Source organism: Verrucomicrobiales bacterium, from assembly GCA_016793885.1.
In the GTDB taxonomy this organism is placed as follows: Bacteria; Verrucomicrobiota; Verrucomicrobiia; order Limisphaerales; family UBA11320; genus UBA11320.
Genome location: JAEUHE010000133.1, coordinates 31435 through 55912 on the forward strand (window position 1 = coordinate 31435; position 24478 = coordinate 55912).

Annotated in this window: 18 protein-coding genes; 15 read left to right on the plus strand and 3 right to left on the minus strand. The window is 59.5% G+C overall.

Annotated elements, in window-relative coordinates; genetic code table 11:
* Nucleotides 1-155 precede the first annotated feature (155 nt).
* Complete coding sequence (locus JNN07_14740; GenBank protein ID MBL9168995.1) at nt 156-944, plus strand: hypothetical protein; 789 nt, start codon at nt 156-158, stop codon at nt 942-944.
* Nucleotides 945-1240: 296 nt separating this feature from the next.
* Here the strand turns inward: JNN07_14740 and JNN07_14745 are convergent, their stop codons facing one another.
* Nucleotides 1241-2887 carry a sigma 54-interacting transcriptional regulator gene (locus JNN07_14745; GenBank protein ID MBL9168996.1) on the minus strand — a complete coding sequence of 549 codons (1647 nt, stop codon included), beginning with the start codon at nt 2885-2887 and terminating at the stop codon, nt 1241-1243.
* Between the two features lie 856 nt (nt 2888-3743).
* On the opposite strand from JNN07_14745, the gene JNN07_14750 reads away from it, so the two are divergent.
* The 3 genes from JNN07_14750 to JNN07_14760 all read left to right on the plus strand — a co-directional run bounded on the left by JNN07_14750 (nt 3744) and on the right by JNN07_14760 (nt 5387).
* Complete coding sequence (locus JNN07_14750) at nt 3744-4181, plus strand: nuclear transport factor 2 family protein (GenBank protein MBL9168997.1); 438 nt, start codon at nt 3744-3746, stop codon at nt 4179-4181.
* 115 nt (nt 4182-4296) lie between these two features.
* Nucleotides 4297-4749 carry a DUF5069 domain-containing protein gene (locus tag JNN07_14755; GenBank protein ID MBL9168998.1) on the plus strand — a complete coding sequence of 151 codons (453 nt, stop codon included), beginning with the start codon at nt 4297-4299 and terminating at the stop codon, nt 4747-4749.
* Between the two features lie 41 nt (nt 4750-4790).
* Nucleotides 4791-5387, plus strand: coding sequence for a pyridoxamine 5'-phosphate oxidase family protein (locus tag JNN07_14760; protein MBL9168999.1), 597 nt, complete (start codon nt 4791-4793; stop codon nt 5385-5387).
* Between the two features lie 463 nt (nt 5388-5850).
* On the opposite strand, the gene JNN07_14765 is transcribed toward JNN07_14760, so the two are convergent.
* Nucleotides 5851-7227, minus strand: coding sequence for a discoidin domain-containing protein (locus JNN07_14765; protein MBL9169000.1), 1377 nt, complete (start codon nt 7225-7227; stop codon nt 5851-5853).
* A 537-nt stretch (nt 7228-7764) separates the two neighbouring features.
* Here JNN07_14765 and JNN07_14770 point away from each other — a divergent pair.
* Nucleotides 7765-8079 (plus strand): alkylphosphonate utilization protein, encoded by a 315-nt coding sequence (locus JNN07_14770; protein MBL9169001.1) that lies wholly within the window; start codon nt 7765-7767, stop codon nt 8077-8079.
* A 140-nt stretch (nt 8080-8219) separates the two neighbouring features.
* Here the strand turns inward: JNN07_14770 and JNN07_14775 are convergent, their stop codons facing one another.
* Nucleotides 8220-11777: a DEAD/DEAH box helicase gene (locus JNN07_14775; protein ID MBL9169002.1), complete on the minus strand. Its 3558-nt coding sequence runs from the start codon at nt 11775-11777 to the stop codon at nt 8220-8222.
* 315 nt (nt 11778-12092) lie between these two features.
* On the opposite strand from JNN07_14775, the gene JNN07_14780 reads away from it, so the two are divergent.
* From JNN07_14780 to JNN07_14825, 10 genes are all read left to right on the plus strand, one after another.
* A complete protein-coding gene (locus JNN07_14780; GenBank protein MBL9169003.1) occupies nt 12093-12905 on the plus strand; it encodes a DUF4339 domain-containing protein in 813 nt (270 codons plus the stop codon).
* A 96-nt stretch (nt 12906-13001) separates the two neighbouring features.
* A complete protein-coding gene (locus JNN07_14785; GenBank protein MBL9169004.1) occupies nt 13002-14369 on the plus strand; it encodes a sigma-54-dependent Fis family transcriptional regulator in 1368 nt (455 codons plus the stop codon).
* Nucleotides 14370-14379: 10 nt separating this feature from the next.
* On the plus strand, nt 14380-15705 hold the full coding sequence (locus JNN07_14790; GenBank protein MBL9169005.1) for a PAS domain S-box protein: 1326 nt from the start codon (nt 14380-14382) through the stop codon (nt 15703-15705).
* Between the two features lie 765 nt (nt 15706-16470).
* The gene (locus tag JNN07_14795; protein ID MBL9169006.1) at nt 16471-17958 is read left to right on the plus strand and encodes a TolC family protein; all 1488 of its coding nucleotides are present in this window, start codon (nt 16471-16473) and stop codon (nt 17956-17958) included.
* Nucleotides 17959-18170: 212 nt separating this feature from the next.
* Nucleotides 18171-19436, plus strand: coding sequence for an HlyD family efflux transporter periplasmic adaptor subunit (locus tag JNN07_14800; protein ID MBL9169007.1), 1266 nt, complete (start codon nt 18171-18173; stop codon nt 19434-19436).
* An 87-nt stretch (nt 19437-19523) separates the two neighbouring features.
* Nucleotides 19524-19892 (plus strand): four helix bundle protein, encoded by a 369-nt coding sequence (locus JNN07_14805; GenBank protein ID MBL9169008.1) that lies wholly within the window; start codon nt 19524-19526, stop codon nt 19890-19892.
* A gap of 35 nt (nt 19893-19927) precedes the next feature.
* A complete protein-coding gene (locus tag JNN07_14810) occupies nt 19928-20617 on the plus strand; it encodes an ABC transporter ATP-binding protein (GenBank protein ID MBL9169009.1) in 690 nt (229 codons plus the stop codon).
* Between the two features lie 49 nt (nt 20618-20666).
* Complete coding sequence (locus tag JNN07_14815; GenBank protein MBL9169010.1) at nt 20667-21041, plus strand: four helix bundle protein; 375 nt, start codon at nt 20667-20669, stop codon at nt 21039-21041.
* Nucleotides 21042-21100: 59 nt separating this feature from the next.
* Entirely contained in the window at nt 21101-21763 is a 663-nt protein-coding gene (locus JNN07_14820) for an ABC transporter ATP-binding protein (GenBank protein ID MBL9169011.1), read from the plus strand.
* A 236-nt stretch (nt 21764-21999) separates the two neighbouring features.
* Nucleotides 22000-24432, plus strand: a complete 2433-nt coding sequence (locus JNN07_14825; protein MBL9169012.1) for an ABC transporter permease — start codon at nt 22000-22002, stop codon at nt 24430-24432.
* The last annotated feature ends 46 nt before the right edge of the window (nt 24433-24478 follow it).

Here is a 24478-nt window from a genome sequence, read left to right on the forward strand (position 1 = left end):
GCAGCGTCCTAGAAATGAGCCGGGGGTCACGGACCCCCGGAACCTTTAGAAGTACGGAGCATCGCGTAGCGATGCCACCGGAGGCCACCGCCAGGTTTGCGATTGTGGACGACTTCGGTGGATTCGTTTTGGTAACAAACTCGGCTGAATAAGCCATGGCTCGTTCCAACAACACACAAACAAAGTGGGTTAGGATCGCCCGAGAACTCGGGGCCATTCCGCCCGCCCCGCCGGAGTGGAAGGACTGCGAGTTGGTCTTCGATGTTCGGCCGGATACTCCGGCGGACCTGGCGCAACCCCAGGCTCCGGGCGGCGGGGTCATTCTGAAAGACGCACATGGTAAGGCGGTGCTCGGCGAAATTCTTTGGGTGTTGATTCTCGCAGCCTTCGCGGTCGCGTTGACCTACGGCACTCTTTTTGCGAAAGGGGCCCAGGGGCTGCGCTCTCAAACCGGGCCGTTCCTTTTCGTCGTGTCCATTATTGGTCTCTTCGATTTGTTCTTCGTTGTGATCATTTGGAACTTCTCATACCGCATCCTGAAATATTTTCGATTCGGATCTCCGAAGATTGGTCTGAGTGCGTATCCGCTGATCTTGGGTCGCGAGTTCAGCGTGGGCATCTCGAATTTGCCGCCGGGGCTTTCGCAGTTGAGCCTGACACTTCGCTGTCTCGGTGAGCGTTCCTATTCACGGAGGCGTGACAATCAGCATGAGGAGTGGGTCACGGAGTATTACGCTCTTCATCGCGTGGAGGGCTCCATGGGTCTCGATAGCGACGGTACCGGGGCTCAGTTTTCGGGGCTCTTGCCGGACCTTCCGAATCTGGCCACTCGAGCAGGCGATCCCTGCAGCATTTTCTGGGATCTGGTGATTCGGGGTGAGCGGCGAGGACTGGATTTCGAGGCGCGATTTGTCATTCCGGTCTTCTCGCCAACCGAGACGTAAAACTCTCCAGAGCCAGGGTTCGGATCCAATCGTCTCGCACAAAGGCACAAAGCTCACGAAGCGCCGAGGAGAAAGGGCCCCGAACCTTAAACCGCAATGGACGCAATGGACGCAATGTGGGACCCGATCCGAGATCTGAACTCTGAACTCATTTGGATTGGCCTCCATCAACTTTGTCCTTCTTCGGTATCGGACATCGCGTCCTTGGCGTCCATTGCGGTTCGATAGTCTCTCTTGGCTCGGCCTCTTCTTGCTTCTTGAGCTCCATCGTGGTTCTTCGGTCCAAGGCCATCCCCTCAGTATGGTAGCTTGTCTGGGGTGGTGTTGCGGCGCAGGCCGAGCGCTTTGATCCGCGAGTTCAGGGTCGTCGGCTTCATGCCGAGCAGTTCCGCCGCTCCGCCGGGGCCGAATACTTTCCCCTGCGCTTGCTCCAAGGCGGCTCGGATGTTCTCCCTTTCCTGGCGCTTCCATTCCTCGCGTGTCAGGGGGCGAGAACCTGGGGTCACCACCTCGCTACTCGAGCTCGAGGGGAGGCGAGTAGGTGGGCTAAGATTGAATTCCAAGGGTCCACCGCGCGACAGAATGACGGCTCGCTCCACCGCGTTTTGGAGCTCGCGGACATTCCCGGGCCAGTCTTGTGCTGTCAGCTGATTCAGTGTCGCGGGAGTGATCCGCGGCAAAGGCCGGTTGAGGCGACGAGCGGCGAGTTTCACAAAATGTGTCGCGATCGGGGCAATGTCTTCGCGCCGTTCACGCAGGGAGGGGATCTCGATGGGGAAAACGCTGAGGCGATAGTATAGGTCCTGGCGGAAACGGCCTGCTTCGGCTTCCTTCTTCAGATCGCGATTGGTGGCGGCAATAATCCGGACGTTGAGCTTTCGCGTGCGGGTATCTCCGACACGCTCGATCTCTTGCTCCTGAAGGACCCGCAGGAGTTTCGATTGCATGGACAGCGGAACTTCGCCGATCTCGTCGAGGAATAGCGTGCCTCCGTCGGCCAACTCGAAGCGGCCGGGTTTGTCCTTGATCGCACCGGTGAAGGAACCGCGGACGTGGCCGAAAAACTCGCTCTCGAAGAGCGCCTCCGGGATGGCACCACAATTTACCTTGATGAGCGCGCGTCCGTGCCGCGAACTCCCATCGTGGATAGCGCGCGCCACGAGCTCCTTGCCCGTACCGCTCTCTCCGGTGATCAGTACCGCGGCGTCCGTAGCGGCCACCAGCTGAATTTGCTCCATCACCTTGCGCAGCCCCGGGCTGCTGCCGATCATGTCCTTGACCCCCAAGGCCTCGGTCACTTCCTGACGCAGATAGCCGTTCTCCTGTTCCAGTCGGGATTTGAGGTGCTCGATCTCCTCGAACGCACGCGCATTGGCAATGGCGACCGCGGCGTGGTTGGCAAACCGTCCCAGCTTCTCGAAATCTCGCGTGTCTAAGGGGGTTCGACTGAAGAGTCCCAGAACGCCGAGGGTTTCACCGCGAAACACCAGTGGTAGTCCGGCGAACGTATGCATCCCTTCGGCGCGGACCCATTCTGGACGCACCACCCACTGGGTGTTCTCGGCCATCTGGGTGACTAAAACCGGCTGCCCCGTCGCAGCGATGTGGCCTACCTTGCGTACGCCGATGGGGAACCTGCGAAAATCGCCATCGAGGCGGGACCAGTCCTCCGTGGAGCTGTGTGGTCGTCCGGCGCTGGCGGCCAGATGAAGGCATCGAGTTTGGTCCGGACATTCCGTACGAAACCGACACGTGTGGCAAATGTCCCCCGGACGAACCAGCCAGAGGCGCACGAGAGCGACGTCAGCACCTCCCTCCGAATCCCGCTCGGCCTCTCTCCTCCGAACGTCGGCGATCTGTTCGACAACCAACTGCAGCACACTCGCCACGGAGCGCTGTTCCGCCATGGCCAAGACGATGTCCTGCAGGGCATCCATGTTCATAGGTGGAAACTACGATAAATCGTCAAACTCTACAACGAATAGTCGTAAATGACGATAATTCGTTGTGTTTCGACTGGAGGCTGCTTGGACTGGCGATGCCCGGGGACGTGGTAGCCCTCTCTCAGCTTTTTGGCACCCCCGCAGGGGGGATCCCTGCTCCGCTGGGAAAGACAAAGCGGTAGAGGTCTTTAAGCATTACCCACAAGTTCTGGATCGCTTTGGTCTCTATCCCAAGGGGATCGCGCGGGGTCGGGTGTGCTGAGAACTCGGTAGGATTCAGGTCGAATTCAGCTCGTCACTCCCCGCGATGATGCGGGCTTTCAGCCCTCAGCGTGTGTGGGGTGAGGCAACCTGGGGTTGTCACCCCAGGCTGGAATGGTGCTGGGCCTGTGGCCCGCTGACTCAGCCACCACTAGTGAATCCCATGCGAATCTGGGCTCAATGGCCGATGCTGAGTTTGGTAGTGGGTCGAAGGCCCTTCGGGCTTAAGCACCGACGGTGCGTCCCATCCCAGCCTGGGGTGACAACCCCAGGTAAACATCCATTTTGCCATCCAGGGCTGAAAGCCCGGTATAAGGCCGTCGAGCCGGTCGCGACTTCACCACCTTTCTCACCCACTTCGAATCCCGGCAGGATTCTAACGGTTGTCCCAGCAACTTGTGGGTAATGCTTAGGGCACGACACCGCTGTTCCTTCGCGTGAGGTTGCACAGCTCTGGTCACCGAAGCGAGTGACTAGTTCTTATCCATCCGAGTCATCCAAGAAATCCGCGGTTACAGCTGCCTTCCCCAGGGATGGTTCATTTCTTTGTGGAGTGTTTGACTGAGTTGGCATGAAGACTGCATTGGGATGGGATATGAACTCGCGACCTCCCTTTCCTCCGTTCACGGCCGAAACGGCTCGGCTCAAAGTCCAAGCGGCTGAAGACGCCTGGAACACGCGCGACCCGGAACGGGTCTCGCTCGCTTACACCGAAGACACCGAGTGGCGAAACCGTTCTGAATTCCTGCATGGGCGGGCTCAAGTGGTGGAGTTTCTGCGGCGAAAGTGGAGTCGCGAACACGACTACCGATTGCGCAAGGAGCTGTGGGCATTCACCGACAGTCGAATCGCGGTGCGATTCGAATATGAGTTTCACGACGAGTCCGGCCAGTGGTTTCGCGCCTACGGCAACGAGAACTGGGAGTTTACTCCGAGCGGACTCATGCAGCGACGCTTTGCGAGTATCAATGACTTGGCGATCACCGAGGCAGAACGGAAGTTTCGCTGGGAGCGCCCGGTTCCGGCCAAATGAGCGGTCAGGATGATCTTGAAAACCCTTCTTGATGCCTGCCTCGGGTGAAGACCATGGTACCATCGTGGCCGCGGCCAGACCCATTCGATAACCCACTCCCAACCTAAGATTCTTTATGCCAACCATCACCGGTCCCGATCTCACTCAACGTCCGCCCCGCAGCCCACGGGTTCGCCTGGGCGGCTATGCCATGTTGCCTCGCGTACTCGATAAAGCTCGCGCCTCGATTCTCGGAAAAGCCGGGGAGTACAAGTATGGCAACCCAATGGATCAATATCTGTTTGGGTTCGCTGGCATTGCCCAGGAGGCGTTGCTTGAGCAGGTCAAAACAGGTGCGACCGATTGGGATCTGTTGCTCTGGGTGAACGCCCACGCAAGACCGGCTCGCGCACCGTATGAAGTCGTCGCCTGGTCTTCGTGGCTGGAGACGATGCCCATTGGAGATGCCGAGGATTTCGAGTGGTTCACCGCCCAAGTCAAACGGTTGAACCCGAAGCGTACCGATCTCCACACGGTCATGGACTATCTCGATGCTGACGATCATGTCAGCTTCGGTGGGCAGGCCTGAAGATTATCCCTGCTGAGCATCAACATACCTTCTCCAAAACTATGGCTGGCCGCTATCTGGAAACCTACTTCACGCCGAAAGTGCTGGCTGCCCAGCAGCATTACTTCGGACGTTCGCAGAGTTTACCCCCGCAACCGGAGACCGACCCTCTCACGGAGGAGGAGCGGACTTTCATTGAGGCACGCGACTCGTTCTACATGGCGACCGTGAGCGAGAATGGCTGGCCATATATGCAGCATCGTGGCGGTCAGCCGGGCTTCCTCAAGGTGGTGACACCGAATCGACTGGCCTTCGCCGACTACAAGGGCAACCGGCAGATGCTCTCAACCGGCAATTTGGCGGCGAATGATCGCGTGGCGCTGTTCTTGATGGATTACCCTCGTCGAGAGCGGTTGAAGATTCTAGGCCGCGCTCGCGTTGAGGATGCCCGCCAACATCCGGAACTGGTCGCTCAAATCGCCGAGCCGGAAATCCGGGGCATCGTCGAGCGAGTGGTGCTCATTGAAGTCGTGTCCTTTGATTGGAATTGCCCGAAGTATATCACTCCGCGGTTTACCTCCGCGGAGGTGGAACAGGCCGTCGCGCCGCTCCATCAGCGCATTGCTGAGTTGGAAGCGCAGTTGAAGGCGCGGGGATGAACCTAGGAAGGAGGATACAAACCACGGATTTCTCGGATGACACGGATCCGCAAAGACTTGGAAGGAAGACCCTCATCAACCTGAGAGGGAGTGCGAATTAGTCCTCGAGAACCTTACAAAGCCTTCTTAATCCGTGTCATCCGTGAAATCCGAGGTGACTCCATTCCCGGTTATAGGTTAAATGTCATAACGGCGCGATGGATGCCTGCCTGACGCTGGATTCTTTTCCCGACCGTTGCCCCCCAGGCGACAGAGAGCAAAAGGTTCAAGCGAGAGATTCGCCACCTCATCTACAGTAAACGGCACTACGCGTTTCGCATCTTGTTCACCGTGTCGGGGGAGAGCGTACATATCCTACACGTTCGGCGAGAATCGCGAACGCGGGTAAGCCCGTAATAGGCTGTGCGCCATTGCGAGAGAACTGAGCGTAAGCGCTGGTTGCGCTGGGTGCCCCGGAACCGGCTTATCGACCTTGAGTCAACAGTTGTGAGCCCACTTGGGCGATCCATGAGCGAGTCCATTCCACCGTTTCGAGATTGAGATCGCAGACATTCGTCCCCAGAAAAATGATGCCTTCGATCTTTCCCTCTTGAAGCCAGCGCAAGGCGAGGGCGCATTGGTGCTTCATTCGATCCAGTGGCAGGGCTCGATTGTTTCCAAAGTCATAGAGATAACAGCCGAGGAACACTCGTTGATGCGGTGCCAGCTCCCGGAGTCGGGCGAAGTTTGTCTCGAGTTGCGCGAGATCCTCCGATTTCCAGGTCCAGAGTGACACAATATCGCAGAGTTCCAGATGCGACTGCACTCGCGGGGTCAGTTGGTAGGTGTAAAGAGTAACCCCGAGATCAAGCCGCCGGTCCGGGAGCCGCAGGCGCTGACGTATGGCTTGCAACGCTGCCGGTGAGAGCGCAGCCGAAGCGACCGATGGACTCGAAGGATCGATCAGCAGCGATGGCTCATGACCGGGGAAAGTTGAACTTGCCTCGATTTTGGCGGTCTTTAGATCCACTTCCACCGCATCGGACCAAAGTCTCAAGGCCCGGAGTCCGCAGCTTCGGGAGCTTTTGATTCCGGAGTCGTGGGTGTTGAGAAACCGAAAGCGAAGGAATCGAGTGGGATTTCCTGGAAGAGTGACCGAGTGCGCGGCTCCTGCCTCATTCGGCATCCGGCCCCCGCCAGCTTCGACCCACGTCGCACCATCGATCGAGGTGGCTACGGTAAAATCCTTCGATCGATAGTCCCCAGTGCGCCATTCGGTTTGTTGCAGGTCGACCCGAGTCAGCTTCCGGGCTTGCGGCAATTCCAGGTTCAGCTCGACCGGAAACGGTGGCTCATTCTTAGCCAGCCACTGGGGTGAAGCGGAAGACTCGGCCGCGAGATGGAAAAAATCATCCATGAACACTCCGGTGATGTTTGGATTGGCTGCGACTAGACGGAAAACCGCCTCGCGCTCTTCGGTCGAGGTGATGCCATTGGCGCCGGTGATGGACCACATGACTCGGCTCATCGAGCGGAAGGGAATCACATACTGATCAAAGGGGGGCGCAGGCTTGCCTAGGTACCGGATGAAAATGACATTCTTCGTCCCGAGATAAGCGGCCCCCTCCACCGGGGTCATTCGAGAAGGGCCCGGCAGGCCCCAGTTTCCGTTGTAAACCCCGGCATCGTGCGCCCACGCCCACAGCCGATCGTTCACGGTGGTGGGCTGTGGCGGTTGCGATTGTCCGTTGGATCGTTCTGCCGCCAGGAGAAGTAGCGAGAGGACTAGAAAGATCGGCGCCCGTTGGCGGGAATTGCAGACACTGGCGGCGGTCGCGAGGCCGTTGAGCATCTTGCGCATATAGGAGATTGGCTGCCACGGGACAAGCCGGAAGCGATGGAGGGTAGGCACTTCTTCGCATGAGTTCCTGAGGCCGAAACCGAGAACCCGGAGGGTTCATAGAGATTATACGGGGCGTGGAGCGCAGGGACACCCCCGGTCTGTCGGCCTCCTATTCAACAGCACCCTGAAAGGCGTGCCACCCGTCGGCGAACGGGCTGACGAACGGATTTGGTTCTTTGAGTAGGGGTGACGCAAGTCTCAGAAGCCGGTGGCATCGCTGCGCGATGCTCCATACTTTTAACAGTTCCGGGGGTGCGAGCGCCCCCGGCGACATCTCTTTGAACCCTGCGGGTTCGGGCCCTGCCGACAAAGTGAGAAACGTCAGCGTTGTCCAGCTTGTCTAGCCCACATTTGTGGAGGTAAAGATGAGAGCCAACTGGCGCTTTATTCACCCCCTACAGTCTCATCCCCTCCGCCGCCACACCTAACTGCGCGATTGTCATCGGACGTTGGCGCAGGATAACATCAGGGCTTATGACGAAGCCGGCTTGCCCGATGTGCACGATGGAAGAAGTTTTGGAACACGCGGATCGATGGGAGTGCGTGACCTGTGGCCACGAATGGCCGCGTGAGGTCGAGGAGGCTCCTGCCGCTGGGGCGCGCGTGGTCAAGGATGCGCATGGCACGGTTCTCGCCGACGGCGACTCGGTCACCTTGATTAAAGACCTGAAGTTGAAGGGTTCGTCGCAGGTCATCAAAGGCGGGACCAAGGCGAAGAGTATTCGCTTGGTGGATGGCGATCACGAGATTTCCTGCAAGATGGACGGCATGGCCATCGGCCTCAAAGCCTGCTTCGTGAAGAAGGCGTAAGGGCACTGCGTGCCGGGCAACTCCTCTTCTAACCTGAGAGGACGGGGCCTACAGCGGAAGGGCGGCAGCGTTCTCACGTTCCGTCTCCGCTGGCAGCTCCGACGTGACAAGCGGCTCCGACAAGGCAACCCAAATGCTTCTCAACTCTCCGCAAAGAGAAAGCGGAGATCGTCCAAGGTCAGGCTGCTTGCGAAGGTTTCTTCGCCGAGCACACCATCGGCCAGGGCCGCCTTTGTTTTCTGAAGCGTGCGGATTTTCTCCTCGATGGTGTTTTTCATCAATAACCGATAGGCCATGACCTTGGTGGTTTGACCGATCCGATGGGTCCGGTCGATGGCCTGGTTTTCAACGGCGGGATTCCACCATGGATCGAAGAGGACGACGTACGAGGCGGCGGTGAGATTCAGGCCGAAGCCGCCCGCTTTGAGCGAGATCAGGAAGACCGAGGAGCCACTTTGCTTCTGGAACTCCTTGACCAGTGATCCTCGATCTTCGGTATCCCCGGCGAGGTAGAAGTGGTTCCAGCCTCGTTCCTTGAAGGTATCTCGGAGGAGGTCGAGCATGGTGACGAACTGCGAGAACACGAGCACTTTGTGGCCTTCCTCCATGAGCGGTTCGAGCAGGTCGGTCAGGGCATTGACCTTGGCGCTCTCCGCCTTCCGCATCGCCCCATCCACCAGCGCCGGGTGACAGCAGATTTGTCTCAAGCGGAGCAGTGAGGTCAGTACGCTGAAGCGGTTCTCGTTGAGTTCCTGCCGGGTTTGGACCTTGAGCAACAGCTGCTGAGCCCGTTTCAATTCGGCGCGGTAGAGGTTTTTTTGATCGCCCTCCAGTTCGCAGAGCAAATCTTCCTCCACCCGGTCGGGTAGGTCCTTCGCAACCTGGTTCTTGGTGCGTCGGAGCAGAAAGGGACGCACCCGAGAAGCCAGTCGACGTCGGGCGAGCGGGTCATCGGTCGCGTTGAACTTGCGTGTGAACTGGGCGCGGTTTCCGAGCACCCCTGGCATCGCGTAGGCCATGATGCTCCAAAGGTCGAGCAGGCGGTTCTCGATCGGAGTGCCGGTCAGCGCGAGACGGTGGTGCGCTTGCAACGCTCGCGCCACCTGGGCCGTTTGGGAGTCTGGGTTCTTGATATACTGAGCTTCGTCCAGAATGGCCGCATGCCACTGCAGACTGGCGATGTCCGGGCTCAGGGCGCGTAGCTGCGAATAGTTGATCACGATCAGGTCGCATTCCTCGCGGGCCGCTTTAAACGCCACGACGTCCTCGCCGCGCCACAGCCGCACCCGCAAACCTGGAAGAAACCGCTGTCCTTCGGTCTGCCAGTTATCCATCACGGACTTGGGACATACCACCAGGGATGGAAGGCCTGACAGCTTGGATCTCAGCTCCTTGGGATTCGATCGCAGCCAGGCCAGCCAGGTGAGGGTCTGCAGGGTTTTTCCCAGGCCCATGTCATCAGCCAAAACTCCACCAAACCGATTGGCGGTCAGATAGGCGAGAAAGTGAAAACCCTCGAGCTGGTAAGGGCGTAGCTCGGCTTGAATTCCCCGGGGAACTTTGGGGGCGACCCGCGCTTTCAATTCGCTCGCCCGCCGCTGAATGGTCTCCACTTGCTGCAGGGGGAGGAGTCGGGTGGCGCCTTCATCGGCTAATTGAAGGGCGTGGAGTCGGGTGGGCTCGGCGGTAAAATCCCGGGCGTCCAGGCCAAGCCGGGCGAGCCGATCATCCTCTTCCGGACTTAGGTTGAATTGAAGGCGGCGCCACCCCTTTTTGCCGAGCCGCACGTAGCGGCCGCGGGCGTTGAGCAGCAACTTCAATTCATCGGGCGTGAGTTCCGTGTCGGCCACGTCCAACACGACCGTAAGATCGAACCAGTCGACTCCGGACTCCTGCACATCGAGTCGCACACTGCCTGCCAGCGGAGCCGACTTCAGGCTGGCGAGTTCGGGATCCAACATCACCTCGATGCCGGAAGGTAAGGCGGCAATCCAGGAAATGAACAGTTCGGGAAACTCCTTGGTTAACTTGCCGCGCCAGCCGCCAGCGAACTGTTCCCATTTCAGTTCCAATCCTTCGAGAACGGCCGGAAAATGGTCGAGTGCAGATCGGTCCACCACGGGAATCAACCCATCGGAACTCGGCTTGGATTTCTTGGCGCCCGGCTGAGGGACGACTTCCCATCCGTTGCCAGCGAAACGCTCCACTTTGGCATCGGCCTGCTCAGCCAACACTCGGACAAACAGGGATTCCTTGTCGCTCCCCGGGTAGGACGGTCGGAGATCGCAGAAAATTTTGACACCCACTTCAATGCGTCGGGTCCGAGAGGCGAGACGCGGGGGCAGTTCCACACCCAGAGAGGCGAGGAAGCCCACGCCTCCGGGAGTCTCGACCGCAGGAGCCGGGATGGTAAGCTCTGGGGCCGATCCGAATCGGTGCGGAGGCGGGCCGACGAACACCGCGGACGGCGTTAGGTAGAGAGGCGGATTGCCGGGCAACGCCAACAGTGTGTGCGGTGCCGGCGAACCATCGTGGTGCACGAGCCGAAGTCGATAGTCCTCGTCATCGCTCGTAGCCGGCAACAGATCGAAGTGGAGGGGCTCTGTCGGACGTTTTAATGGCAGTCCGCTCTCCGAGACTACCCGATCGATGAGGCTCGGTAGGCGGAGGATTCGATTCAAGATGCGGGCGGCATCGGACGAAGCATAGCGCAGATCCGAGTGGGGGCGAGAGTCGTACGGGTTGAGAATCAGATGCCAGAGTGGCGTTGCTTCCGGCACCAGGGAAAGTGTGTCGCCTTGATGAGCTTGCATCAGGCGGCGGGCCTGAGCCTGCTTGAGCTCCTTGAACGGCTCTTCCGGGGTCGATCGCCATTGGATGATTGCACTCTCGGTGGCTCGAACCAGGACGCGCAGGTCGACGGGAGGAGCAGGCCTCAGGATCCCTGTTTGATGGGCCTCTGCCAGTTGAGTTTGCCAGTGGGAGATGCTTTTGGCGCGTTCCAACTTCTGCATGGCCGGCTCGATCAGGGTGAAATCGGTGACTGCCTCCATGAAGTCCGGGATGGGTACGCCTTGACGTCGAATTTCCCACGCGCAGTAGAGCCAAAACTCCAGATCATTCAGGGGAGTCTTGGGCCAGAGTTCTAAGGGTTGCCAGGTATAGTTCCGGATCCCGGGTGCCAAGCTGTTGAGCTCATGGGAGTAGAGCGAAGGGCTTGATCGTACACCGAGCGACTGGAAGAGGCGCTGGATCTGGCCCACAAAAGACTTCGCGGGACCCTTCGGAGCCTTGCCGGTTGCTTCGATGTAGCGGGCGACGAGCGGTGAGGGGGGAGGAATGGGGGGTGCGGGAGCGGCGCGACGGTCTGACGGAGTCGGGAAGACCCCGGAGAGACCGGGGAGCAGTGTTTCCCGATCCCGGAGGAGGAGCAGAGCCGCATAGATATGTTTGCAATCGAAGACCGCCGGGCAGCTGCAGAGGGCATCCCAGCCTACGGCTTCGTCGAAATCGATGGTGACCAGGTAGGCTCTTCGGTCCTTGACGACGGCGCTATAACTGCGTCCTCCATTCACGGGTTTGAGCTGCAGCACTCCTCCTCGCGCTGCGCAGTCCCTGCCCGCCTGGGCAACCGCATGAGGAAACTCATCCAGCAGGGACTGGATCGGCACGGCCAGTGAGTTTGGATCGAGAGCCATTCGTCGAACGAGTTGGGTAGCGAAACAAGGTTCCTGTCAGCCAGGCAGCGGCAAGAGCCGAAAAGGCCTGGTTGTCACCAAACTCGGCTGCACTGAACCTTTATGGTAACATGTTAGTCAGTGGCCGAGCTAAGATCAACTGGAATGCCTTTTCGATTTGCGATGGGTCGAGCGGCGGATGGTAATCCTGAGTTCAGCTTAATCTTTAGAAACGTGCGGTTTCTGCTTGGACTTCGCACCATGGTTTGCCACAAGAGGCTCCATGCAAGGAGTTCACGCACAATCAACGCGTTGATCCTCCACACAATCTCGCTTATGGACTGGTATTATTCCGAAGGACAGGAACGCAAAGGGCCGGTGAGTGACGAGGAGTTTCAGCGGCTGGTGCAGCAGGGGGTTATCAAGAGCCAGACCCTGGTCTGGAACGAGTCGATGGCGGACTGGAAGCCCTACGGTCCTTCGGCCCCACCGGCGCCTCTGACCATGGCTGCCTCGGCTCCTTCGGACGCCGTGGTGTGTGCCGGATGCGGCGGCTCCTTTACCCCTAACGCCGTGGTCTCGGTGTCCGGTGGGCTTTTTTGCGCCGCCTGCAAGCCTCTCGCGTTGCAGCGCCTTCAGGAAGGGGTCAGCTCGAGCACGGGCGCGGAGGAGGTGCGCAAGCAGTATCTCAAGCATGAGGCCTCGGTCAAGTCGGTGGGGGTGCTCTACTTGCTGGGTGGGATTCTGTTGACGGGCATGAGTTTGGTGACCTTGGGAACCGGCATCGCGGGGGGTGGGGTTCTGGAAGCCGTGTTTGTTACCGCACTCCTTCTGCTCTTGGGGGCGGCGCAGCTGTTTGTGGGCTCCGCACTGCGACGATTGCGACCGTGGGCGCGCATTCCTACCGCGGTCCTTTCGGCGATTGGACTGGTCGGTTTCCCACTGGGCACGATTATCAATGGTTACATCCTCTACCTGGTTTTGGGAAAGAAGGGGAAAATGGTGTTTTCCCCTGAGTATGCCGCTGTCATGGAACAAACACCGCATATTAAGTACCGCACCTCCATCCTGATCTGGGTGCTTTTGGGCGTGGTGGTGCTGTTCATCGCGTTGGGGTTGGGAGCGCTGCTGCTTGGGACACGGCGATAGATCCCGCGATCCGAGAACTCCATTTCGGCTATCGATGCGATTTCCACCAACGGAGGGATTGCCCCTTCGTTCTCAAGCTGGCATAACGCGACTTCGATGAAATCAAGCGCTCCAGCGCCGACCGTGTTGATCGCGGACGATCAAACCGATGTCTGTGAAGCTCTCCGGCTGTTACTGAAGGCGGAGGGCTATCGCTGTCAGGTGGTTCATTCCCCCCAAGCGGCCCTGCAAACGCTGGCCGATCAGGACTTCGATTTGGCGCTTCTAGACCTGAATTACGCTCGCGACACCACTTCGGGCAACGAAGGCCTGCAGCTGCTGGCCCAGGCCAAGCAGCTGGATAGCACCCTTCCGGTCGTCGTGATGACGGCGTGGAGTAGCGTCGATCTCGCTTTGACGGCCATGCGTCAAGGGGCGGGCGATTTTATTCAAAAGCCCTGGGAGAACGAGCGGCTGCTCGCGATCGTTCGAAACCAGATCGAACTGCATCGGGCCCTACGCAGAGGGCGGCGTCTTGAGGCCGAGAATCAACTTCTCCAAGGCGATGGCGGTCTGCGGATGATCGCGGAGTCAACCGCGATGCGTCCGGTGCTTGATTTGATCGACCGGGTGGGCCCTTCCGATGTCAACGTGCTGCTGACCGGCGAGAATGGCACAGGCAAGGGGGTGGTGGCGCGGGCGCTGCATGCCGCCTCGGACCGGCGCACAAGACCGCTCGTGAGTGTGAACATGGGTGGGTTTCCGGAAGGCCTCTTCGAGAGTGAACTGTTCGGCCATGTCAAAGGCGCGTTCACGGACGCGAAGTCGGATCGCCAAGGACGATTCGAGCTGGCTGATGGAGGAACCCTTTTTCTCGACGAGATCGCCAATGTCTCGCTGAGTCAGCAGACCCGTTTGCTGCGCGTTTTGGAGACCGGGGAGTATGAGCGGGTCGGCTCTTCCAGATCGCGCCGGGCCGACGTGCGGCTGATCTCGGCTACCAACGCCGATGTTCGCGCCGAGGTTGCAGCCGGGCGCTTTCGCCAGGATCTATTGTTTCGCCTCAATACGGTGGAGATCCATCTTCCGCCGCTGCGGGAAAGGAAGGAGGACATTCCGTTGCTCGCCCGCCACTTTCTTGAGGATCGGCTGCGCAAGTATCGCAAGGAATTGAAAGGGTTTGAACCGTCGGCTCTGGAGCAGTTGCAGGCCTATCCATGGCCGGGAAATGTGCGCGAGCTGGAGCATGTGGTGGAACGGGCTGCCCTCATGGCCCGCGGGAACAGTATCGCGGTGCAGGACTTGGGTATCAAAGCTCGCCCGGACAGCGCGCCCACTTTGGACGACATGAGCTTGGAGGAAGTCGAAATCCACTTGATCCGCAGGACTCTCGCCCGGTGCGATGGAAACGCCCAGCGTGCCGCTGAGGCCCTGGGGTTGAGCCGTAGCGCGTTTTATCGCCGGCTCGAAAAGTATCGGCTCTAATCACGTTGTTGTGGGTCGACCATTCAAGCATGAGACGCGGATCTTCCTGCTGACCCTTTTATCAGGAGCACCCGCCCTGGCGCTGTCGATCTGGCTGAGTGGGATGGCGGGGGTAGCCTCCGTCACCCGAGTGGCCATGATAGGAGTCGTGTCGATCAGCTGGTGGCTGCTGGCCAGAATTGTCCGACGACAGGTGATTCGCCCGCTCCAGACCTCCGCGAATCTTCTGTCCGCTCTCCGGGAGCAGGATTTCAGCGTGCGTGCTCGCAGCCCTCGTCGGGACGATGCGCTCGGTGTGCTGACCAGCGAGATCAACGCGCTCAGCCAGACCCTGCGGGAGCAGCGTCTAGGAGCCTTGGAGGCCTCTGCCCTGCTCCGAACCGTGATGCTTGAGATCGATGTGGCGGTGTTTGCCTTTGACGAGGCGCAGGGCCTAAAACTGGTGAATCGGGCGGGCGAGCGCCTCCTGGGGCGCACTTCCGAACAGCTCCTCGGGCGGACGGCTCAGGATCTTGGCTTTGGGGAGCTCCTCGAGGGTGAGGTGGCCCGCACCGCCACGCTGAACTTCCCGGGCGGCACGGGCCGTTGGGGAATCCGCCGCGGCTCCTTCCGCCAGGAAGGGCGACCCCACCAGATGCTCGTGATGAGCGATCTGAGCCGGGCACTGCGCGACGAGGAGCGTCAAGCCTGGCAACGGATGGTGCGCGTCATCGGCCACGAGTTGAACAATTCCCTCGCTCCCATCAAGTCCCTGGCCGGAACCATGAGCACGATGCTCGCCAAACAACCGCGGGCGGAGGATTGGGAGTCTGACGTTCACAACGGGCTGTCCATCATCGCGTCCCGAGCCGATGCCTTGAGCCGTTTCATGGATGCCTACGCCCGGCTGGCTCGCCTCCCAACGCCGCGCCTGCAGCCGATGGACATCGGGGGCTGGGTGCGACGGGTCGCCTCATTGGAAACGCGCGTGAAGGTGGAAGTAGATCCGGGACCCGGGATTACGATACAGGCCGATGAGACTCAGCTGGAGCAGCTCCTGATCAACTTGGTGCGCAACGCTGCGGACGCGCTCACCGAACTGAATGGCGCAGGGCGCGTTTCCGTGGGTTGGAGCAAGGTCGGGTCGGGGGTTGAGGTCTGGGTGCAGGATGAGGGTCCAGGTCTTTCGAATTCTGCGAATCTCTTCGTTCCGTTCTTCACCACCAAGCCGACCGGCACCGGCATCGGCCTGGCGCTGTCCCGTCAGATCGCGGAAGCCCACGGGGGAACGCTTGTTCTAGAGAATCGGATCGATAGGGCAGGCTGCGTCGCCCGCCTGCGGCTTCCGGAACCCTAGCTCCATGGAGTGCGGCAGCCCTCTGCCGCTTTGGTCGCCCCAGCGTAGCTGGGATCCCCCTCCGGGGGTGCTGAAAAGCTGTAGAGGGCCACAGCACTCCAAATCGCTTCGCGAGGAATGGGGCCCTATGGAGTGCGGCAGCCCTCTGCCGCTTTAGTCCCCCCAGCGTAGCTGGGATCCCCCTCCGGGGGTGCCGAAAAGCTGTAGAGGGCTACAGCACTCCAAATCGCTTCGCGAGGAATGGGGCCTTATGGAGTGCGGCAGCCCTCTGCCGCTTTGGCCCGCCCAGCGTAGCTGGGATCCCCCACCGGGGGTGCCGAAAAGCTGTAGAGGGCTACAGCACTCCAAATCGCTTCGCGAGGAATGGGGCCCTATGGAGTGCGGCAGCCCTCTGCCGCTTTGGTCCCCCCAGCGTAGCTGGGATCCCCCTCCGGGGGTGCTGAAAAGCTGTAGAGGGCTACAGCACTCCAAATCGCTTCGCGAGGAAGGGGGAAATGCATTTACCTCACCCACAAGAGCTCGTCCCATTCCCGGGACGAGGCTTTCCCATTCGTGGGACGGTCCCCCAGTCCCTTCCCGTGTATTGCAGGCCCTGGTCCCCATGGCCCGACTGTAGGTGAGGTCAGGGCGCGAAACGGGCCGCGGGCCTCAAATCCAATGCATTTGCGGAGGATTAGATCTGCCCTGTGTGACGATGAGGGTTTCGCGGCCACGCCGTTGATTCGTTTGGCATGTGACTTGCAATACAGGCCACTGATCGCTCTTGTGAACCGACTCATTTTCATACTTTTCTGCGGCTGTCTGACGATTTCTGTGGGGGCGCAGAGCTCCAACGATGTGGTGAAAGCGTTGTCGTTATCGCAGTGCTTGGAGATTGCGGCGCGTGACAACTTCGATGTTCAGATCGAGCAGAAGGGGATTGAGATCGCGCGGCACGACCTGCGACAGAGCTACGGCGTCTATGACCCAGTTCTACGGGCCGGGGTGAGCCGAGGCGATAGCCTTTCGGCGGGCGGGATAGACGATCAGAACCGGGCCTATCCGGGGACGCAGACCCGGCGCGATAACGTGTATGGAGGTGTGACAGGGTTCTTGCCGACTGGATTGGAGTACGATTTGGGGGGAGATATCGCTGATTCGAGAGGCACGGGCCCCTTCGGCCGATTCGAGAATGCGGGCGGCACGGCGGGAATTCGGCTGCGGCAGCCCTTGCTCAGAGACCTTTGGGTTGATTCCCAGCGCGTCACCATTCAGATCAGCCGCACTCGCCTTCGCGTGTCGGAGCTGGTCTGGCGATTTCAGCTGATGAACACGCTCACGCGCGTTGAGCTGGCATTCTACGATCTGCTGTTGGCTCGCGATAGTGTGAGGGTTCAAGCCCAGGCCTTGGACCTGGCCAATGAGCTGCTCGCGGCGAATCGCGAGAGGATCAAACAGGGAGTGCTGGCGGCTCTGGATGAGAAACAGGCGGAATCTCAGGTGTCGGTCCAACGCTCCGTTTTATTAACAGCTCAGCGAACGGTGAGCGTGCAGGAGAACCTACTCAAGGGCCTGCTCAGCGATCGCATCGACGCTTGGATAGACGTCTCTATTCAACCCCAAGGGGAGCTGGCCGCCGTCCAGCAGCGGGTGCAACGTGCTGAGAGTTGGCGGCGGGGGATGGCGCAGCGCCCCGATCTTCTCCAAGCACGGGCGGATATCGAGCGGCTCGGATACATCGTCCGATATAATCGCAACCAAACCTATCCCCAGCTGGACGCGGTGGGCGGCTACGGCCATGGAGGATCCGCGAACGAGGTCAGCGGCACGCTGGGCCAGTGGAGGCGTGGGTCTAGCCCGTTCCACTCGTATGGGGTTCAGATGTCACTGCCCCTGAGCGGACGATCGGCTCGCGAAGGGTTGAGAGTGGCGAAGTCCGAAAAAGAGCAGTCAGCCTTGAGAGTGAGACAACTGGAGCAGGAGATCCTACTGGAGATCGACAATGCGGTTCGAGCGGTGGAACTGAACTTCGAGCGGGTAGGCACCACTCGTCAGGCCCGCGAGTTCGCCGAGGCGGCGCTGCGGGCCGAGCAAACGAAGATGGACACCGGCCGGAGCACCAGCTTCGTGGTGCTTCAGTTGCAACGAGATCTTACCTCGGCACGGTCGGAAGAAATTCGAGCCCTCGCGGAATACAATCGGGCGCTCGCTCAGCTGGCGTTGAGCGAAGGTAGCGTCTTCGAACGACATCAGATGGATGTGGTGGTGAAGTGACAAGAAGTGATGAGTGATGAGTGATGAGTGATGAGTGAGTTGGCATTAGAACTATCAAAACGCATTTTCAAGGCTGAAACGATGAACGATTGCGAATACCTCAGTGGTCCCTGCTCGCTGCCTAACGCCACGCAGGCGACAACTGGCAAAGAGAGCGTTCGGTTGCCCACTCATCACTCATCACTCGTCACTCATCACTAACTCCAAGCCCTATGGACGTTGCCCGCCCTGACATTGCCCGCCGAAAAAAACGCCGCCGCCTGATCTACTCGACGTTGGCGATTCTCGCGCTGGCCGGAACCACTCTGGGGTTGTCCCGTTTGAAGCCGGCGGCGCCAAGCGTCGAGCGGGGCTCGGTGTGGACCGATACGGTCAAGCGTGGGCAGATGCTTCGACAGGTCCGAGGCAATGGGACCTTGGTCCCCGAGCAGATCCAGTTTGTGCAATCGGAGACCGACGGTCGGGTCGAGCGCATCCTCGTCCAACCTGGCGCGCAGGTCACGGCCGACACGATTCTGATGGAGCTCAGCAACGCCGAGCTGAAGCAAGCCGTATTCGATGCTGAGTTTCAGGTGAAGATCGGAGAGGCTCAGCTAGACAGACTTCGAGTTCAGCTGGAGAGCGATAAACTCACGCAGAAGGCGGCCCTCGCTACCTTGAGATCGGATGCGGAGCAGGCCAAGCTTGTGGCCGAAGCAGACGGGAACCTGGCCAAGCGGGGACTGGTGGCCGTCCTCACGGCCAAGCAGACGCAAGCGAAGGCAGTGGATCTCGACGCCCGGGCCGAGATTGAGCAGCAACGACTCACCATCGCCGCCGACTCCGCCAAAGCGCAACTAGCCGCCGCCGATGCCGAACTCGAGAAGACTCGCGCCCTGCTCGCGCTCAAGCGTCGCCAGTTGGCTGCTCTCCAAGTTCGCGCGGGTATTGACGGGGTCCTCCAACAAATTGGCGACACCGTGACGTTGCAGGTTGGCCAGCGAATCAGCCCCAGCGCCACCTTGGCCAAGATTGTTCAGCCTACCAAGCTGAAGGCGGAAATCAAAATCGCGGAGACGCAGGCTCGCGACGTGCTCATCGGACAGACCGCGTCCATCGACACTCGCAATGGAGTGATTCAGGGGAAGGTAGTTCGCGTGGATCCCTCGGTGGTGGGCGGGACGGTGACCGTCGATGTCAAGCTGGAAGGCGACCTTCCGCGCGGTGCGCGTCCGGATCTGAGCGTCGATGGGACCATCGAGCTGGAGCGGCTCGACGATGTACTGTATGTGGGGCGACCGGTGCAGAGTCAACCCGACAGCACCCTTGGACTCTTCAAACTCATCGACAGCGGCAGCGGAGCCATCCGCGTTCCGGTCAAGCTTGGGCGAACTTCGGTCAGCACAATCGAGATTCTGCAAGGGTTGGAAGTCGGGGATCAGGTCATACTCTCCGACATGTCCGCTTCGGATGGGCATGAGAGAATTAAACTCAACTGATTTTGGATTTTGGATTTTGGATTTTGGATTGGATGCTGCGCCTGCCCTGGTTCGGAGGCGCGGAAGCTCCTCAGAACCCAGAATGATATGAATGAGCAATTGTTTAAGGAACGGACGAGGCAACTGGCACTCAAAGTAATTGAGTTGGTTAGCGAGCTGCCTCCAGGGAAAGCCGGGGATATTCTCGGCCGGCAGATACTGAGGTCCGGTACCTCTGTCGGCGCTAATTATCGTGCGGCCTGTCGTAGCAAATCCACAGCGGACATGATCCATAAGTTAAGCATTGTCGAAGAGGAAGGCGATGAAACCATTTACTGGCTAGAACTGCTTCGGGAGTCGAAAATCGCGCCGAGCGCGAAACTCAGTTGGCTTCTCAAAGAAACCGACGAACTCCTCGCCATGACCGTAGCCTCTATCAAAACGCTACGTGGTCGGAAGCAGGCCCCCGGCTCCTGAATCCAAAATCCAAAATCTAAAATCTAAAATCGAGAATGCCCCCCGACCCACTCATCCACTTGGACGGCATCAAGAAAGTGTTCTTCACCGATGAGGTGGAGACGCACGCTCTTGCCGACATTCACCTCACCATCGCCCGGGGCGAATATGTTTCCATGGCTGGACCATCCGGGTGTGGGAAGTCCACCCTGCTCTCCATTCTCGGCCTGTTGGACACGCCGACCGATGGCACTTACACCCTGAACGGTCAGGCCGTCGCCAACCTCGACTTTGCCGCGCGCGCCCGGATTCGGAACAAGGAAATCGGATTCATCTTCCAAAGTTTTAACCTCATCGGCGATCTCACCGTCTTTGAGAACGTTGAGTTACCGTTGACCTACCGTGGCATGGCGGCGGCCGATCGCAAGGAAGCGGCGGTGAAGGCTTTAGAACGAGTGGGAATGGGACATCGGATGAAACACTATCCCTCGCAACTTTCCGGAGGGCAGCAGCAGAGGGTCGCGGTGGCGCGCGCTCTGGGCGGAAAACCCAGCATCCTGCTCGCGGACGAACCGACGGGGAATCTCGATTCCAAGAACGGCGACGCGGTGATGGCCCTGCTCAGCGAGTTGCATCAGGAAGGTGCCACGATCTGCATGGTGACCCACGACGATCGTTTCGCGCGTCATGCGGCCCGCCAAATTCATCTCTTTGATGGAAGAGTGGTGGAGGAGACGAAGCAGTGATGGGGGGAGTGACGAGTTATGAGTTATGAGTTATGAGTTGGAGTGAGTTATGAGTTCGAAACAACCCCAAAGTTACCGTGAGTTGATCAGTTGGCAGAAAGGGATGCTGCTCGCGAAGTTGATTTATCGCCTAACCGCCGGATTTCCAAATGAGGAGAAGTTTGGCCTGATTTCCCAGATGCGTCGGGCCGCTGTATCCGTTCCATCAAATCTTGCGGAAGGACAGGCTCGAAGAACCACGGGTGAATTTGTTCAGTTCATTTCCCACGCCGAGGGATCAGTCGCAGAGCTCGACACGCAACTAATCCTGAGCGTTGAACTCGGCTTTTGCTCAGCCCTGGAATCCGACGAAGTCAGCCGACTGATTCAAGAGCTCCGCAAAATGCTCAACGCCCTCCGCCTATCCGTAACTGATAACTCATAACTCACAACTCATAACTCGTAACTCGTAACTCGTAACTCGTAACTTATCACTGTTCCCCCATGCTTCACCTTCGCAACATTGAAAAGAGTTTCCCCACGCGGCCCAGCCCGACCTACGTGCTGCGCCAGATCAATCTCGATATCGCCGAGGGCGAGTTCATCACGATCATGGGTCCGAGCGGCGCGGGCAAATCGACGCTGCTGAGCGTGATTGGGCTGTACGATCACTCTTGGCAGGGTGAATATCTTTTCGCCGGCCAGGCGGTCCATACCCTGAAAGCCAAGGAACGCGCGTCGCTGAACAAGAAGCACGTGGGGTTCGTCTTCCAGCAGTTCCATCTGCTCGAAGATCTCACGGTGGCCGAGAACCTGGACATCCCTCTCTCTTATCGCGATGTCAAAACGTCGGAGCGCCAGGCTTTGGTGGCCGACATGCTGGACCGATTTGGCATGGTCGGAAAGAAGGATCTATTTCCCAACCAGCTTTCGGGCGGGCAGCAACAGCTGGTGGCCGTCGCGCGGGCAATCATCGCCAAGCCCACTCTCCTGCTCGCGGATGAACCCACAGGAAATCTGCATTCCGATCAGGGACGGGAGATCATGGAGCTGTTCAAGAAACTCAACTCCTCGGGTACCACGATCATTCAGGTGACACACTCAGAATCGAACGCGGCCTATGGCAATCGCATTATCCGCCTGCGGGATGGGTGGATGGAAAAATAGTGATGAGTGATGAGTGATGAGTGATGAGTGATGAGTGATGAGTTTATGAACTTTATCGAAGCGAAGAAGTCGGCCAGCTGCCGTGACCTGATCGAAGAATCATGCCGCATGATCAAAGCCTAGAGCCAATTGCGCAGAAGTGACCAGTGGGGAGTGACGAGTGGCGAGCAAAACATTCGCCCGAAGCTGCGTGGCCCATCACTTGTCACTCGTCACTCATCACTCATCACTTTCCCATGAAATTCGCCCTCCGCCAACTTTTGAAGAACCCCGGCTTCACCGCCGTGGCGGTGCTCACGCTTGCGTTGGGGATCGGCGCCAACACCGCCATCTTCAGCGTGGTCAATGCCGTGCTGCTCAGGCCGTTGCCCTATTCCGAACCCGATCAGTTGGTGCAGTTGCGCGCGAGTTGGTCGGGGAAACCCAGCACCGACGTTGGCAGCGCCATGGTTCTCGCCATCAAGGACCAGAGCCGATCGCTGACACGCATCGCCGCCTACAGCGGTGGCGAGATGACGCTCACCGGGACTGGATCGGCGGAGCAGTTGGTGGCGGGCGCAGTAACGGCGGACTTCTTTCCGTTGCTCGGCGTTCAGCCAGCGCTGGGACGCAACTTCACCGCGGAGGAGGACACTCCAAATGGGCCAAAGGCGGTCATTCTGGGACACGGACTCTGGCGGAGCCGATTCGGCGGCGACGCAAGCCTGTTGGGCCGGACCGTGACGTTGAATGAGCAGAGCTACACCGTGGTCGGCATTCTTCCATCGCACTTTCAATACCCCGAACCATTTCAACTCTGGGTGCCGATGGCGCTCAGTGACACAGGGGGCACATTCGTGAAACACGGTGAAGGCATGATGCTGCTGAGATCCATTGCGAGGTTGAAGCCCGGTGTGACTCTGATGCAGGCCGAAACGGAATTGCAGACGATTGCCCAGCGGGTTCAGCCGGCCCAATCCCGCGAGACGAAACCCGTCGGCGGGCGGCCCGTCAGCGGCCTGACTTTGGTCGGCCTGCACGAGCAGGTCGTCGGGGACGTCAAGGGGGGGTTGCTGGTGTTGCTGGGCGCGGTAGCCCTCGTTCTGCTCATTGCTTGCGCCAATGTCGCCAACCTGTTGCTCGCGCGTGCCGCCGGGAGGCAGCGAGAGATGGCCGTGCGGGCCGCCCTCGGGGCCGGAAAGATGCGGATTGCCCGCCAACTGCTGGCCGAAAGCATGCTGCTCTCTCTGGGCGGCGGCGGTTTGGGTTTGCTGGTAGCGTTCGGGGGCGTCCGGGCGCTCGGACAATGGAGCGGTGCAAGTTTACCATCGATGCACGCGATTGGCATCGATGCCGGGGTGTTGGCGTTTACGCTGGGAGTCTCGGTGATCACCGGGTTGGTGTTCGGGCTTGCGCCGGTGCTTCAAGCATGGCGGACCGATGTCAACATCGCGCTCAAGGAGGAGGGCCGAGGCGACACGGGCGGCCAACGCAATCGGCTCCGGCATCTCTTTGTGGTGTCAGAATTGGCGCTGGCTTTGATACTGCTCATCGGCGCCGGACTGTTGATGAAAAGCTTTTCGCGGCTCACGGACGTTAACCCCGGATTTCGGACCGATGACGTGCTGACGTTTCAGGTGGCTTTGACGGAGGAAAAGCTACCGGCCCAGCGGGTTGCCTTCGTTCAACAAGTCCTCGAGCGACTGAGAGCTTTACCCGGTGTGCAAGCCGCCGCCGCGACGGATTCCCTCCCGCTCACTCCCTTTTCGCGCATTACACTGCCTGAGATCGAGGGTCGCCCCCCGATCGATGTGGTCAAACTGAAACGGGGCGAGCTGAAGGTGAGGCCTATATCACGGCCGACGGTCACATCCGACTACTTCAGCGCGATGGGTATTCCGTTGAAGAGTGGACGCACGTTCACCTCGCAGGACGCGCGGCCGTCGGCGGGGGTGGTCATCATCAACGAGTCGTTTGAGAGACATCACTTTCCTGGCGAGAGCGCGATCGGCAAACGCATACGACTCCTCGGGTCAAGAACGGGCCCGCAATGGCAAACCGTGGTGGGGGTGGTGAGCGATGTCCGGCAGAGCGGATTGGCGGGCGACGTGAGGATGGAAGTGTACACCCCGGTCCTGGACGAAATCGAAAGCTCCTTGAGCTTCGCCCTTCGCACCGCAGGCGACCCGACCCAACTCCTCTCGGCGGTGCGCGGAGTCCTGGCGGCAGTGGAACCGAACCAACCGCTCCACAACCTGATGACGATGGAGCAACGGCTGGCGAATACCACGACCTCTCGTCGAATGAACATGGCCTTGTTGGGGAGCTTTGCGGCAGTGGCGTTGCTGCTTGCCGTCGTGGGCATCTACGGCGTCATGTCGTACTCGGTAACACAGCGGCGGCGCGAAATCGGTGTGCGGATGGCCCTGGGTGCTCAAAAAGGAGAGGTGTTGGGCCTCATTCTGCGCGGCGGTCTGCAGTTGGCCCTCATCGGGGTGGCCATCGGCCTGGTCGGGGCCTTTGCGCTCACCCGCTATCTGTCGAGCCTGCTCTTCGGGATTAAGCCCACCGATCCCGTCACTTTTGTGAGCGTAGCCGTGGCACTGACGGGAGTGGCCCTGCTGGCCTGCTGGCTGCCTGCCCGCCGCGCCGCGCGGGTGGATCCGATGGAGGCGTTGAGAGACAGTTAAAAGTTATCAGTTATGAGTTATGAGTTATGAGTTATGAGCGGGAATC